Below are 12,465 nucleotides of genomic sequence, written 5' to 3' on the forward strand. Positions count from 1 at the left end.
TGGGGCGAGGGTCCTCGTACGCAAGCGGCGTGCACTGCCTGGCAGGATGGGCCGTGCCATGAGGAAGAGCGGACCCGATCCTGTTGACCAGCGTCTCGGCCCCTACCGCAATCGTGTCGCTCGACTTCTCGACGAGGGCGCGCTCGCTGGCTACGCCCACTTGGAGATGGAAGTCTGGTGGCAGGTGGAAGGGGCTTTCTGGCGGCGAAGATGGACCAACGGAAGAGAGCTGCCGCACTGGCATGTCGCCCTTCGTGACGCGGAGGGCAAGTGGACCTACAGCGACGCTGTGGGTGACGACGTTGATGAGACTCTTCGAGAGCTCGCCGCTTCGCAGTTCGACTGGTACACGGGAACCTACACGCTCGAATGGTTGGACGGTGTTGACGCCGAGGCCGTTGCCCGCGAGCACTTCACCTGAGACGGCAGTTGGACATGACCATCGGCCGCACATGCACAGAACCTGCCTGCCTGACACTGAGATCTTCCATAGCCGTTTCGCGTGTCGCCGACCGTGCACGCCGTTGAAGATCACAAGCGTTGGGGATGCCCGCTTGACTCTCGGGTAACCCGAGACCGGATGCTGTCTGGGTGAGTAGCGACAACCTCTTAGGTATCGGTGCCTTCGCCCTGGTTTGCGGCCTGTCGATCCATGCCTTACGGCACTACGACGAACTCGGCCTGCTGCGGCCGGCGGTCGTCGATCCGGTCACTGGCTATCGCCGCTACCGCCCTGAGCAGGTCCGGCAAGCCAGGCTGATCTGTGCGCTGCGGCGCGTCGATGTGCCGATCGACGCCGTGCGCGCCGTCATGGACGACCCGTACGGCGAATCGCTGCACACCGTGCTGCAACAGCACCGAGAGCGGCTGGTGGATCGTGCCCAGGTCTGCCCAGGTTCTTTCCCGCATGGTCCGCGTGGTGGACCACTACATCGAACACGGAGTGGCTATGCCTGACCTCAAGACCCCGCGCATCGTCCAGGTGACCATCAACGTCACGGACATCTCCGAGTCGGTCTCGTTCTACCAGGCCGCGTTCGATGCGGTGTTCAACGAAGAGATCTCCTCCTTCCAGTTCGGTGCCTGGCCGAGTGAGGAGTTCTTCCTGCTGACTGTCGCGCACGGACCCAAGGAGGCCGCGGTCTTCGTGCGTGGCAGACCCCAGCGGGAACCGCATCGATCTTTATCGCCGCTAGGACGGGTTCGACCACGTCACGCGAGCCGCGACGAAGCTCTGCCCTTCGAAGAGCACCTCGCCGCCCAGTTCTCCGGTGAGCTGGGCGCTGGTCAGGTAGCGCTTGTAGATGCGGTGTCGAGAGCCGTTGTTGAGCATCCGCTCCACCCATTGCTCGGGCTCGACTCCGGGGCGGAGGGCAGTGTCGATGACAACCAGTTCTCCGGCTACGCGCCGCGCCTCGGAGAGGAAGACCGTCCTCTCGTCGAGTGGCAGATGGCCGTAGAAATAGCCCGTCAGCACGTGGTCGAAGGCTCCGTCGGCAAAGGGGAGGTTCAGTGCGTCACCGACGACGGCCACGCCTGCGGGCAGCCGCGATTGTGCTACGGCGACCATCGCAGGGCTCGGTCCAGCCCGACGGTGACCCCCCGAAGGTGACGCGTCAGAAAGCCGGTGCCACAGGCGACGTCGAGAGTTCGCGCCGTCGGTAGCCGACCCACCAGGTCCACCAGGCGCGAAACCTCCAGGTGCCATGAGGGTGGGTTGAGTGACGCGAAGCGACCTTGCGCCAGGTACCACTCGTCGTACTCCTTGGCGCGCTGCTCGTAATAGGCGGCGGTCGCAGCGTCGCGAGCGAAGGTGGGGGTCCGATCCGACACGAGTCAAGTGTGGCGCCCCGGAACCTACGGATCAAAAGCCGACAGTAATTATCTGTCAACAAATGTTGTGAACATACGCCACCGAGACCGGCTCGGCTGAGCGCGTTCCGGTCAGCGTGGTATCCCGTTTTTGTAGCGCCCCGACTCCTACGCGTAATCGTCTATGTCCATCATTATCGGGTGAGGGCGGAGGTCTGGGTGGCTTCTTGGGTCTCCTTCGTCGCGTTCGGCCTGGATAAGGGCCTGTTCGGCCTGGTACGCGGCCGCTTTCAGGCGCGGCGGGGATGAGCTCGTATGGCCTTTCGCGCGTTCACCCGACCTGGCTTCGCGCACATTCCGGTTCGGGTTGAGTGAACACCTTGGGTGCTGTTACCTTCACACGGTGGACGACAGGCGTGCACGGGCGGAGATAATCGAGGATTTCGCGACTACCCTGCGAGAACTGCGCAACGCGGTCGGTAATCCACCTTTCCGAGAGATGTCCGGCCGTTCGAAGGCGATTTCTCACACGACGTTGCACGAAGCCACGAAGGGTAACCGGCTCCCGAGTTGGGAGACCACCGTCGAGTTCGTCAAGGCGTGCGACGCGGACCCGGCCGATTACCGTGAACTCTGGGAGAGAGCGAACAGGGCGGTCAGATCGGCGAGCGCCGGCAATCCCTCGATGCGCGTGGACACCTCGGTGGCCCCTCCGTCCGGTGGACTCGCAGCCTCCGCCACAGGCGCTGTGGAGCTTCGTACCGTGCACCTCGCCCTCGAGTCGCAAGCGCCCTGGCCGGCCGGAGAGACCTCCGCGTCCGTGCCTACGCCGCTGCCACCGTCCGACGAGTTCGCGGGCGACGTGCAGCCTCTGCTTCCTGAGTCGGGGCGCAGAGGAGGACTGCGGCTGACCCGTCCGGCTGTGTTCGCGGCAGCGGCTGTGATCATGGGGGCGGCGGTTCTCGTCGTGGTCGCCGTCAATCGCGGCTCCAAGCCCGAGGGGCACAGCCTGAGCCCGACCGGCAGCCCGTCGGTTGCCGCGCTGTCCCCGGCCGATTGCCCGGTACGTTCGACCAACCCGCCTTGGGCCCCGCCGTTGTACAAGGGTGATGCGGCCGCGTTCATCGAGGATGTCACGCTGGCCGACTGCACGCGCGTCGGTCCCGGCCAGACCATGACCAAGGTATGGCGGCTCAAGAACGCCGGGAACGTGCCATGGAAGGGATATTCGCTGCGTCGCCTCGACCCCACGCAGCAAGCTGATCAATGCCAGACCATCTCCGACGTGCCGATCAAGGACACGCAACCTGGCGAGACAGTCGACATCCAGACCATCATCACCACGCCCAGGAAGCCGGGCCTGTGCTACGTGCGATTCAAGATGGTGGACGGTTCGGGAGCGGTCGTGTTCCCGGGAAGCCGGCCGATCAACTTCCAGATCATCGTCGAAGGACAATGAAGAGTTCCCCGCCGTGCGTGACACGGCGGGGAACCGGAGTGGGACGGCCTCAGTGGGTCAGGAGCCGAGAACGATCCCCGTGTAGTAGTAATTGAGGATTCTGGAGTAGCTCCAGCCGTCTCTGGCCTTGTCGCGAGAGCCGTACTGCGACATCCAGTCCCCGTCGACCCAGTTGCCGCACGCCGTCGTCGTGGAGCAGTACTGAGCCCGGAAGATCTTCCCGCTGCGAGTCAGCCGGGTGCCCCACGTCGCGTCCACCGCGGCGCTCGTCACCGCCTTCGCGGAGCCGGGCACGTACACCTGACTCGACGTGTGGTCGTAGACGTCGAAGCACCGGCCGTCTGACGTCTTGCGGTTGGAGTGCAGCGCCCAGTACCAGCCGAAGTTCTTCACGGCCATCGCCCCGGCCTTGAGTGACTCAGTCGGCCAGCTCGACACCCACTCGTTGGGCAGGACGTTCTTGACGTAGGTCTTGAAGTCCACCCGCTCTACGCGATCGAGGTCCTTCCGGTAGACGAGGATCGTCGTGGGCAGCTTGGTGTCCGTACCGTCGGTCTTGCACTCGGTCGGCGATGCGGAACCCATGAACTCGTGCGAGGCGTTCTGGTTCTTGAGGGTGGCGTTCAGGTTGCCCTTGGCGCCGGGGGCGAAGTCCTGGTAGGTGCCGGTGTGGCCGCTGTTGTAGTAGACGCGGACGGTTTTGCTGCTGCGGTTCCAGGCGGAGGCGGCGGCGTTCTTGATGCACTGGCCTTTGCCTTCGCCGGGGCCCTTGAAGACGTAGCAGGTGGGCTGGGTGGTGGCGTAGTCGTCGACCGATTCGGTGAAGTCGGAGACCGATCCTTGGTTGTTGCTGTTGAAGTAGTAGCAGAACTCGCCGGTATCGCAGATGCCGTCGCGGCTTGCGGCTGAGGCGGGCGATGCGGTGGCGAGGACCGTCCCACCGAGCGCCATCGCGGCGGTCGCCGCGGCGACCCGCGAGATCAGCCGGACCGTTCGTAAAGGCACAGTCGTCTTCCTCTTCTTGTCAGTGACCGCGAAGCGTTATCGGACGTTGTAGCCCTGCGAGTTCCAGAACGAGGTCGGGTTCGGGTTGTCCAGGTGCGGGTCGCCGACGCTCTTGGCCGCAAGCGTGGTCCGTCCGGGGCGCATCTCGACGTGGGTGTGAGCGGCGGAGCTGCTCCCCACTCCGTGCCACGACTCGGTGGCGATGACCTGGCCGCGGCTGACCGACTGGCCCACGCGCAGGGAGGAGGAAGGAGCGGAGTGCAGGTAGATCACCGTCTTGTTCGCTGCGGAGTTGTAGATGGCGATCGTGGAAAGTCCCCCGCTGCCGGTGGATCCGCGTGCGACGTTGATGACCGTGCCCGCCACCAGGGCGTGCACACTCGAGCCTATGCTGCGGGCGATGTCGATGCCTTCGTGCCGGCCGGGGGTGGAGCTGTAACCGTCGAAGCCACAGGTGATCGAGCCGCCGCTGGTCGCGTAGAGCGAGTACGACATGTTGGTGCGCGACCCCGAGGACGTCGGGCCGAACTCGTGCGAGGCGTTCTGGTTCTTGAGGGTGGCGTTCAGGTTGCCCTTGGCGCCGGGGGCGAAGTCCTGGTAGGTGCCGGTGTGGCCGCTGTTGTAGTAGACGCGGACGGTTTTGCTGCTGCGGTTCCAGGCGGAGGCGGCGGCGTTCTTGATGCACTGGCCTTTGCCTTCGCCGGGGCCCTTGAAGTCGTAGCAGGTGGGCTGGGTGGTGGCGTAGTCGTCGACCGATTCGGTGAAGTCGGAGACCGATCCTTGGTTGTTGCTGTTGAAGTAGTAGCAGAACTCGCCGGTATCGCAGATGCCGTCGCGGCTTGCGGCTGAGGCGGGCGATGCGGTGGCGAGAACCGTCCCACCGAGCGCCATCGCGGTGGTTGCCGCGGCGAGGATCCTGGTTACCGTTCTCATGCTGTTCTCCTTCTGTCTACGAAATCTGGGATTCGGGATGGGTCTGCGGAGCCTGGGATTGGGGTTCGAGTGAGTCAGCGACGCTGGTACTCCTCCCAGGTGCGGATGGTCACCTTCGGGCCGTCGTCCGGGCCACGGCCGGCGAGCCCGTTCAGGCCGAGGTAGTAGTCACCGATCTGGTGCTGGGCCTGACCGGAGAGGCTTGTGTCGTTGATGGCGGCGGCGTGGATGTGCCACGGCCAGTCGTCTTGCTGAGGGTTGCGCAGCCATGCGGCGAAGCCGACAAGGCGCAACGCGCGGACGACCGCGGTGCGGGTGGCGGAGTTCATCCCCTGAACCGAGACGTCGACGACGCCGCCGCCGTCGTGGGTGCCCGCGGACGTGGGGTCGCCGCCGGGGTTGTACGAACCCTGATCCAGCTTGAGGTCGCGGCCGAGCAGTCGCTTGGCCTCCGCCAGCATGCTTCGCGTGCGGGTGTTGACGACGAAACCGCCGGTGGACACCCGGGTGCCCGGGTCGATGACGTTGGTGACCTTGAAGCGGCCGGTGCCGAGCTTGGTGAGCGATGTCTTGGTCGGCATGCCGTTGGCGTCCAGACCGGTGAGGCCGAGCGACTTCTGGTAGTTCGTGTAGGCGGCGACCGTTGTGGTGCCGAAGTAACCGTCCACCCACTTCGCGTCCAGGAGGCTTCGGTCACGCAGCGCCTGCTCAACGAGGAGGACGCTGGCCTTGGCGCCCGGGGTCAGCGTGCTGTCGGGCCGCCGCGGGTCGATCTGGGCCGCCTTGACGGTGGCTTCCATGTTCACGCTCGGAAGGGCCCCAGCGTCGGCCGCCTGTGCCGACGACGCCCCGTACACTCCGATCAGCGAAGTGAACAGGACGGCCGGCATGAGGGCGGCGGCGCGTGAGGGCAGCTTCATCGTTACTCCTGGTTCAGGCGGTGGCGGCGGTTCCCGTGTGGCGGAACTCAACGTTCCGCGTTGCTCACGTGTCCGCAAGAAGATCGGTGTTGTCAGCCTGTCCGACAGGCTCCTCCGTACGGGCGTACGCGCCGTTTGACGGGTGATCCGATGGCGAGAAACGCCAGCTCAGGCAGGGTGCTGACGCGGTACGTGGGCGCGTCCGCCCAAGACGGCTGCACAGCTGCCTGAGGCGGCCACTTACGAGGGTGGCCCGGTCCCCGAACGGCCGGCTCCGACCCGAAAGGACCGGTCTTTGCGCGAGCGCCGGCCGCTCAACTCAGCGAGCGCGAAAGACCTCTCCTAGCCGCCAAGGCGGATGATCCCCCGCGTGGCCGCCACGGTCACGGCGGCGGTGCGGTCGTCGACGTCGAGCTTGGCGAAGATGTGCAGCAGGTGGGTCTTGACCGTGGCCTCGCTGATGCACAGGTGGGCGGCGATGGCCTTGTTGCTCATCCCCTGGGCGACCGCGCCCAGGACCTCGATCTCCCGCCCGCTGAGGGCGCCGGGCGCGTCGGAGCGCGCCCACGACAACACCCGGGTCGCGATCGCCGGCGAAAGGGCGCTCTCCCCTCGGGCCGCCGCCCTGATGGCGTCGAACAGCTGCTCACGGCGGGTGTCCTTGAGCAGGTAGCCGATCGCTCCGGCGTCGATGGCACGGGAGATGTCGCTGTCGGTGTCATAGGTGGTCAGGACGATCACCCTGGCGCCGGGCTCGTGCTCGCGGATCCGGCTGATCGCTGTCGCGCCGTCGAGCTCGGGCATCTGCAGGTCCATCAGCGTGACATCCGGCCGCAGGTCACGCGCCAGCCGTACCGCGTCCGAGCCTGAGACCGCCTCGCCGACCACTTCCAGATCGTCCTGGGTGCCGAGCATCGCCCGGATGCCGTCACGTACCACCGGATGGTCGTCGGCGATCAGGACCCGGATCGCGACCCGCCCGGTCATCGCGCCACCACCGGGAGGCTGGCCACGATCGTGGTGCCCTCCCCGGACGCGCTTTCCACGAGGAGCGTGCCGCCGAGCTGCTCCATCCGCTCAAGCATGATCACCAGGCCGTGGCCGGCGGCGGCCCGCTCGGGATCGAAGCCGTCGCCGTCGTCGTGGACATCCAGCACGATCAGGTCCTCCATGTACGACAGGGTCAGCGTGACCTGCTCGGCATGGGCGTGGCGGCGAGCGTTGGCGACCGCCTCCTGCGCCACCCGCAGCAGCTCCACCTGGATGTGCGCGTCCAAGGGTCGCAGCGCCCCGGTGATCACGGTATGCGCGTCGATGCCGGTCTCGTCGGACAGCCGGCCCGACAGCCGCCGCAGCGCCTCCGGCAGGCCGCCGTCGTCGAGCTCACCGGGCCGCAGCGCCCGCACCACGCGGCGGCTTTCGGCGAGGTTCTCCCTGGCCGCCCGCAACGCCTGGGTCAGGTGCCGGTCGTCCGGCAACCGCTCCTGCGCCGCCTCCAGCAGCATCACCACGCTGGCGAACCCCTGGGTCAGGCTGTCGTGGATGTCGCGAGCCAGCCGCTGCCGCTCCGCGGCCACGCCCGCCTGCCGTTCGGCCGCCGCCCGCGCCTCCTGGGCGGCCTGTAACTGGTCGATCAGCTCCTTGCGCTCGGCGCTCTGCCGGGCCACCGAATAGAAGTACCCGACCGAGGTGGCCGCGCTGATCGCGATCAGCGCGGTGATGGCGATCTCGGTCCAGGTGATCGACCCGCCTTCGTGGTAGCTGTGCCACAACCAGGCCCCGGCGCACGACAGCACGGCGACCAGCCCGACGCGCACGGCGTCCATGCAGTACGGCACGAGCACGCTCAGGCCGACCACCAGGAAGGACGAGTCGATCGCGAACAGCCCCAGCCAGAGCAACCCGCCGCCGACCACGTACGGCAGGGGCACCTCACCCGCAGGAGGCGTGCGCAGCACGAACCACACCGCATACCAGGCGGCCAGCCCGGCCACGAGCGCCACCGGCAGGGCCTGACCCACTTCCATCAGCGGTCCGGCCGAGGTCAGCACCAGCCACGAGGCGAAGAAGGCGTGCTGCCACCGGCGCCGGGACCGCTCCCAGGACTCCACAGCACCGACGATAATCAGCCACCCGCCGCTCCGGCATCAACCAGTCGACTGACCCGGCGATCGGTGTCCCGCTCGATGTGCGTGCGGCCGCACCGGAGCCAGACTCGACGGTGTGACAGCCATCCCCAGCCCGTCCCAAGCCGTCTGGTACCTCGGCCCGCTGCCCATCCGCGCCTACTCCCTGCTCATGGTGCTCGCCGTCGCCGTCGGCATCTGGGTCACCCAGCGCCGCTGGACCGCCCGCGGCGGCGAGCGTGGCACGGTAGGGGACATCGCCACCTGGGCCGTGCCGTTCGGCATGATCGGTGCGCGGATCTATCACGTGGCCACCGACTGGCAGCAGTACTTCGGCCCCGGCAAGAACCCCTTGCGCTCCTTCGCGATCTGGGAGGGCGGGATCAGCATCTGGGGCGCCGTCGCCGGCGGCGCCCTGGGCGCGTGGCTGGCCTGCCGCCGGCGCGGCATTCCGCTGCGCGACTTCGCCGACGCCGCCGCGCCCGGGATCGCCCTCGGGCAGGTGATCGCCCGCTGGGGCAACTGGTTCAACCAGGAGTTGTACGGCAGGCCGACCACCCTGCCCTGGGCGCTGGAGATCGACGCCGCCCACCGACCGCGGGGCATGGAATCCACGGCCACCTACCATCCGACCTTCCTTTACGAGTCGCTGTGGGACCTCGGTGTGGCCGGGTTCGTCCTCTGGGCCGAGCGGCGCTTCCGGCTGGACCGTGGCAGGGCGTTCGCCCTGTACGCCGCGGCGTACACCACCGGCCGCGCCTGGATCGAGTGGCTGCGCATGGACCCCGCCCCACTCATCCTGGGGCTGCGCTTCAACGTCTGGACCGCGCTGCTGGTCTTCGGGGCGGCGGTCGCCTACCTGACCGCCACCCGCCAGACGCCGACGGCGCCCGCCGCCCAGGGTCAATCGGTCGCCGAGGACGAGTCGAACCCCCGTCCCACCATGGCGGCGAACCCATCGAGATGGCGTCCCAAGATGTAGTCGAACATCCCGTCCAGGTCCGACACCGTCTCCTCGGGGACCTGCGCCAGGAGTGGAAATTGTCCACTGCTGAGGAGTTCGTCGGCGCGCTTGCGCTGGATCAGTCGCCAGCCGTCGAGCGTCATACCGGTCTCCTGCGCGGCTTCGGCCTCCTGCGCCATGGACAGTGCCACGGTGCTGACCAGCGCGGGTAGCGTGAGCGCTTCGCGGATCCGGATCTGCGCGGGTAGCCCGAGCCCATCGAGTGCGCGCAGGGTCCACTCGGTGTGGGCCATCATGTTCGGCACCAGCAAAGGGCGGGTGAACGAGACAGCTTCGGGCAGCCAGAAGTGTCGTCGGCACAGCTCCCATTGCCGGCGGGAGACCAGCTCGAGCTTGGCCCGCCATCCCTCCGGCCCGGGGTCGGGCAGCTCCGTTTCGCCGAACACCTCGTCGGCCATCTGCGTCACCAGTTCGTCCTTGCCGGTCACGTGCCGATACAGCGACATCGGGCCCGTTCCGAGCTCGGCCGCGAGCCGTCGCATGGATACGGCGTCGAGCCCTTCGGCGTCGGCGATCGCGATGGCAGCATGCAGGACGTACCTGCGGTTCAGCGAGCCCTTGGGGGCGCCGGCTTGCCGTGGTTTCGGCGGCCCGGACGGACTTGAGGGCCGCTCGTTCCGGCCGGCGCGGAGGCTGACCACCGTACCGGCGCCGACCCTCGCCTCGACCAGACCCTCCTCGCGCAGAGCCGCCACCACCTTGGTCGCGGTGGCGACCGCGACGCCCCATCGCTGGGCGATCTGCCGGATGGACGGCACGCGATCGCCGGGCCTCAGGTCGCCGGCCAGAATCCGAGTACGGAACTCCGCGACGATGCGCCGGTAGGGCGGATCTGGACGATGTGTGGCCGAGGCCATCGGCGCCCCTCATTTCCTTCACGGCTGGTCGATACCAGCTTCTAGTGTACTAGTTCACTTACTAGTACACTAGAGCACTTTGTTAGCGCAATTGAACGCTTTAGATCGATGTTTTTCGGCTGATTTCCTACGATGTACGCATGACAGTGAGTACATCGTACGCAGGAGCTCGGCGGGCGTACGGCACAACCAGGCAAGAAACGTACGGCGCTCCCTCCATGCGTGCCGCCGCACACAACAGCAGGGACCGTACGGGATCGGAAGCGGCATGAACCGGTTGGGAGACCAGTTGTCCCTCTCGCATGCCGACGTACGGTCGTGGCACCAGCCGCTCATGATCATGGTGGCGGCCATGTCCGCGCTCGTCGTCGTCGCGGGCGTCGGCCTCTTCGTCGACGGTCGTGAGCTCATGCACCAGTCGGTGTGGGCCAAGCCGCTGAAGTTCGGGGTGTCGTTCGTCATGTACGGCGCGACGCTCGCCTGGCTCATACCGCAACTGCGCCGGGCACGGCGCACGATGTGGGCCGTCGGAACGCTCTTCGCCGTCGCCGGGCTGATCGACGTCGGATTCATCGCGGTGCAGGCCGCCCGCGGCACCTACAGTCACTTCAACGCCAGTACCGACACGTTCGACCAGATCGGGCAGCGGATCTTCCAGACCGGCGTGTTCGGCCTGTTCGGGGCGAGCCTCGTCGTCGCCGTCATGCTGCTGTTCCAGCGCATCGGTGACGCGGCACTCACCTGGTCCTTGCGTGCCGGGCTCGGGCTGGCCGTCCTCGGTATGGCGCTGGCGTCCTTCATCACCGGGTCGACATCATCGGCCGGACCGCGCACGGTCGAGGATGCCTATGGCAACCCGGTCCCGCTGGTCGGCGGACACGGTGTCGGGACGCCGGACGGCGGCGGCATGCCGATCACAAACTGGAGCACCACAGGCGGCGACCTGCGTGCTCCGCACTTCATCAGCCTGCACTCCATCCAGATGTTCGTGCTCACGGTGCTGGTTCTGACCTTCCTTGGGGCCCGGATCGGCTGGCTACGCCGGGAACGCGTACGCGCCCAACTGGCCGGAGTCGTCATCTTCGGCTACAGCGCCGTGTTCGCCATCACCGCCTGGCAGGCTCTGCGCGGCCAGTCACTGATCCACCCCGACGCGGCCACGTGGACCGCACTCGCGGCGGCGGCCGTCGTGACCGCGCTGCTGGCAGCCCTGGTCGTCATGGTGGCCCACCGCAACCAGCGAGCCCTCCGCGCCGAGGCGGCACGCCGAAGCGAACAGGCCCGCCGTGAAAGGGCAGCCCGCCACGACGAGCGCGCACTCGGCAGCAAGACGGCACCCACCGGTTGACGGGCCCCCGTCCGGCACGCCGCCGGCTCATGCGCCTGGCCGAGCACGACATCAAGATGTCCGCCAGCACGTACTACGCCGCCAAGAGCGGGAAGGGCATCGGGTGGCTCGCTGCACCGTCGAGCGACGGATGCGTGCCCTCGGTCCGCACGGTGCCCGGCGCGGCAAGAAGATCCGCACCACCACGCCTGAGCTGGGCCGCCTCACCGACCAAGCACACCACGCTCGTACTGGACGCCCTGGACATGGCCCTGTGACGACGCGAACGCACCGGCCACTCCGTCGGGATCGGCCCCGGAGATGTCGAGCAGCCGCTTGGCCTCTCGCAGTGGAAGGAAAAGAGAAGGAGATGGGAAGTGACCGCTCCTAACGTCGTCCGCGTTCCCTTCCTTCTGGACGGATCGATGAAAGGACGCAGCATGACGATCGAGATCAAGAAGGCCGAAGAAGTCGAGACCACCGGCTTCGGCTCCAGCTGCTGACCATCATGCGGCCTCCTGCGGAGCTCCCAAGCCCGCAGGAGGCCCTGCCTCGGTCAGCTCAGTCCAAGATCGATGAAATGACCGCAGCATGAAGGCCCTGCCTCGAACCGTCCGGGAGTCGCTTCCATGCCGAGGATTCAAGTGAATCCGGCCTTCCCCCTTTTCATCGACGATGCCGGCGAGCGCGTGCGGCTCGGCGATTTCCCGCCAACAGGCCAGACGCTGGAACGCGCGCAGCCGCCGCTGCGCCGCCTGATCCGCCTGTGCGCGCAGGCCCCCGTCGAGCAGAGCGACCTGTACGCCCTCATCGACGACGTCGCACCCGAGGACATCGACACCGCCGTCGAACGACTGCGCGCCAGCCGGATCCTCGTCACCGACGCCGACCTTGGCACACTGGCCGCCGACGCCGCCCTGTCCAGGTTCGCGCTGTGGTTGTCCATGTTCCACCCCGCGGAGCAGGCCGCCGCGGCGATCGCGGACCTGTCGCGTACGCACG

15 protein-coding genes are annotated in these 12,465 nt (G+C 67.3%); 8 read left to right on the forward strand and 7 right to left on the reverse strand.

The window, feature by feature from the left end:
- Positions 1-58 precede the first annotated feature (58 nt).
- A complete protein-coding gene (locus AB0J64_RS14105) occupies positions 59-421 on the forward strand; it encodes a hypothetical protein (RefSeq protein WP_364025735.1) in 363 nt (120 codons plus the stop codon).
- Between the two features lie 170 nt (positions 422-591).
- On the forward strand, positions 592-957 hold the full coding sequence (locus AB0J64_RS14110; protein ID WP_364025738.1) for a MerR family transcriptional regulator: 366 nt from the start codon (positions 592-594) through the stop codon (positions 955-957).
- 235 nt (positions 958-1,192) lie between these two features.
- On the opposite strand, the gene AB0J64_RS14115 is transcribed toward AB0J64_RS14110, so the two are convergent.
- A complete protein-coding gene (locus tag AB0J64_RS14115; protein WP_364025741.1) occupies positions 1,193-1,708 on the reverse strand; it encodes a class I SAM-dependent methyltransferase in 516 nt (171 codons plus the stop codon).
- Between the two features lie 507 nt (positions 1,709-2,215).
- Here AB0J64_RS14115 and AB0J64_RS14120 point away from each other — a divergent pair.
- A complete protein-coding gene (locus tag AB0J64_RS14120; RefSeq protein WP_364025744.1) occupies positions 2,216-3,271 on the forward strand; it encodes an NBR1-Ig-like domain-containing protein in 1,056 nt (351 codons plus the stop codon).
- A 57-nt stretch (positions 3,272-3,328) separates the two neighbouring features.
- Here AB0J64_RS14120 and AB0J64_RS14125 read toward each other — a convergent pair whose 3' ends face one another.
- The 5 genes from AB0J64_RS14125 to AB0J64_RS14145 form a co-directional block, all read right to left on the reverse strand.
- Positions 3,329-4,276, reverse strand: coding sequence for a SpoIID/LytB domain-containing protein (locus AB0J64_RS14125; RefSeq protein WP_364025746.1), 948 nt, complete (start codon positions 4,274-4,276; stop codon positions 3,329-3,331).
- Between the two features lie 36 nt (positions 4,277-4,312).
- Positions 4,313-5,209 (reverse strand): peptidoglycan DD-metalloendopeptidase family protein, encoded by an 897-nt coding sequence (locus AB0J64_RS14130; protein WP_364025749.1) that lies wholly within the window; start codon positions 5,207-5,209, stop codon positions 4,313-4,315.
- Between the two features lie 74 nt (positions 5,210-5,283).
- The gene (locus tag AB0J64_RS14135) at positions 5,284-6,129 is read right to left on the reverse strand and encodes a peptidoglycan-binding protein (protein WP_364025751.1); all 846 of its coding nucleotides are present in this window, start codon (positions 6,127-6,129) and stop codon (positions 5,284-5,286) included.
- A 342-nt stretch (positions 6,130-6,471) separates the two neighbouring features.
- Positions 6,472-7,116: a response regulator transcription factor gene (locus AB0J64_RS14140; RefSeq protein WP_364025754.1), complete on the reverse strand. Its 645-nt coding sequence runs from the start codon at positions 7,114-7,116 to the stop codon at positions 6,472-6,474.
- The gene (locus AB0J64_RS14145) at positions 7,113-8,240 is read right to left on the reverse strand and encodes a sensor histidine kinase (protein ID WP_364025757.1); all 1,128 of its coding nucleotides are present in this window, start codon (positions 8,238-8,240) and stop codon (positions 7,113-7,115) included. The genes AB0J64_RS14140 and AB0J64_RS14145 overlap by 4 nt, the downstream gene beginning before the upstream one ends.
- A gap of 112 nt (positions 8,241-8,352) precedes the next feature.
- Between AB0J64_RS14145 and lgt the strand changes: the two genes are divergently transcribed.
- Positions 8,353-9,237 carry a prolipoprotein diacylglyceryl transferase gene (lgt, locus tag AB0J64_RS14150; protein ID WP_364025759.1) on the forward strand — a complete coding sequence of 295 codons (885 nt, stop codon included), beginning with the start codon at positions 8,353-8,355 and terminating at the stop codon, positions 9,235-9,237.
- Here lgt and AB0J64_RS14155 read toward each other — a convergent pair.
- A complete protein-coding gene (locus AB0J64_RS14155) occupies positions 9,159-10,136 on the reverse strand; it encodes a GntR family transcriptional regulator (protein ID WP_364025761.1) in 978 nt (325 codons plus the stop codon). The two genes, lgt and AB0J64_RS14155, sit on opposite strands and share 79 nt — an antisense overlap.
- A 289-nt stretch (positions 10,137-10,425) precedes the next feature.
- Here AB0J64_RS14155 and AB0J64_RS14160 point away from each other — a divergent pair, with 289 nt between their 5' ends.
- The 4 genes from AB0J64_RS14160 to AB0J64_RS14175 form a co-directional block, all read left to right on the forward strand.
- Positions 10,426-11,484, forward strand: coding sequence for a hypothetical protein (locus AB0J64_RS14160; RefSeq protein WP_364025764.1), 1,059 nt, complete (start codon positions 10,426-10,428; stop codon positions 11,482-11,484).
- Positions 11,481-11,741 carry a hypothetical protein gene (locus AB0J64_RS14165; protein ID WP_364025779.1) on the forward strand — a complete coding sequence of 87 codons (261 nt, stop codon included), beginning with the start codon at positions 11,481-11,483 and terminating at the stop codon, positions 11,739-11,741. Before AB0J64_RS14160 ends, AB0J64_RS14165 begins: the two co-directional genes overlap by 4 nt.
- 99 nt (positions 11,742-11,840) lie before the next feature.
- The gene (locus tag AB0J64_RS14170) at positions 11,841-11,966 is read left to right on the forward strand and encodes a hypothetical protein (protein WP_364025767.1); all 126 of its coding nucleotides are present in this window, start codon (positions 11,841-11,843) and stop codon (positions 11,964-11,966) included.
- A gap of 126 nt (positions 11,967-12,092) precedes the next feature.
- The coding region (locus tag AB0J64_RS14175; RefSeq protein ID WP_364025770.1) for a hypothetical protein at positions 12,093-12,465 on the forward strand (373 nt) is incomplete at its 3' end.

It is taken from the genome of Nonomuraea sp. NPDC049695, assembly GCF_040674955.1.
GTDB classification, from domain to species: domain Bacteria; phylum Actinomycetota; class Actinomycetes; order Streptosporangiales; family Streptosporangiaceae; genus Nonomuraea; species Nonomuraea helvata.

Excerpts from the sequence above, each read along its gene's own strand:
- AB0J64_RS14105 (WP_364025735.1), top strand. The coding sequence starts at position 59 with ATGAGGAAGAGCGGACCCGATCCTGTTGACCAGCGTCTCGGCCCCTAC.
- AB0J64_RS14135 (WP_364025751.1), bottom strand. The coding sequence starts at position 6,129 with ATGAAGCTGCCCTCACGCGCCGCCGCCCTCATGCCGGCCGTCCTGTTC.
- AB0J64_RS14115 (WP_364025741.1), bottom strand. The coding sequence starts at position 1,708 with ATGGCACCTGGAGGTTTCGCGCCTGGTGGACCTGGTGGGTCGGCTACC.
- AB0J64_RS14130 (WP_364025749.1), bottom strand. The coding sequence starts at position 5,209 with ATGAGAACGGTAACCAGGATCCTCGCCGCGGCAACCACCGCGATGGCG.
- AB0J64_RS14140 (WP_364025754.1), bottom strand. The coding sequence starts at position 7,116 with ATGACCGGGCGGGTCGCGATCCGGGTCCTGATCGCCGACGACCATCCG.
- AB0J64_RS14155 (WP_364025761.1), bottom strand. The coding sequence starts at position 10,136 with ATGGCCTCGGCCACACATCGTCCAGATCCGCCCTACCGGCGCATCGTC.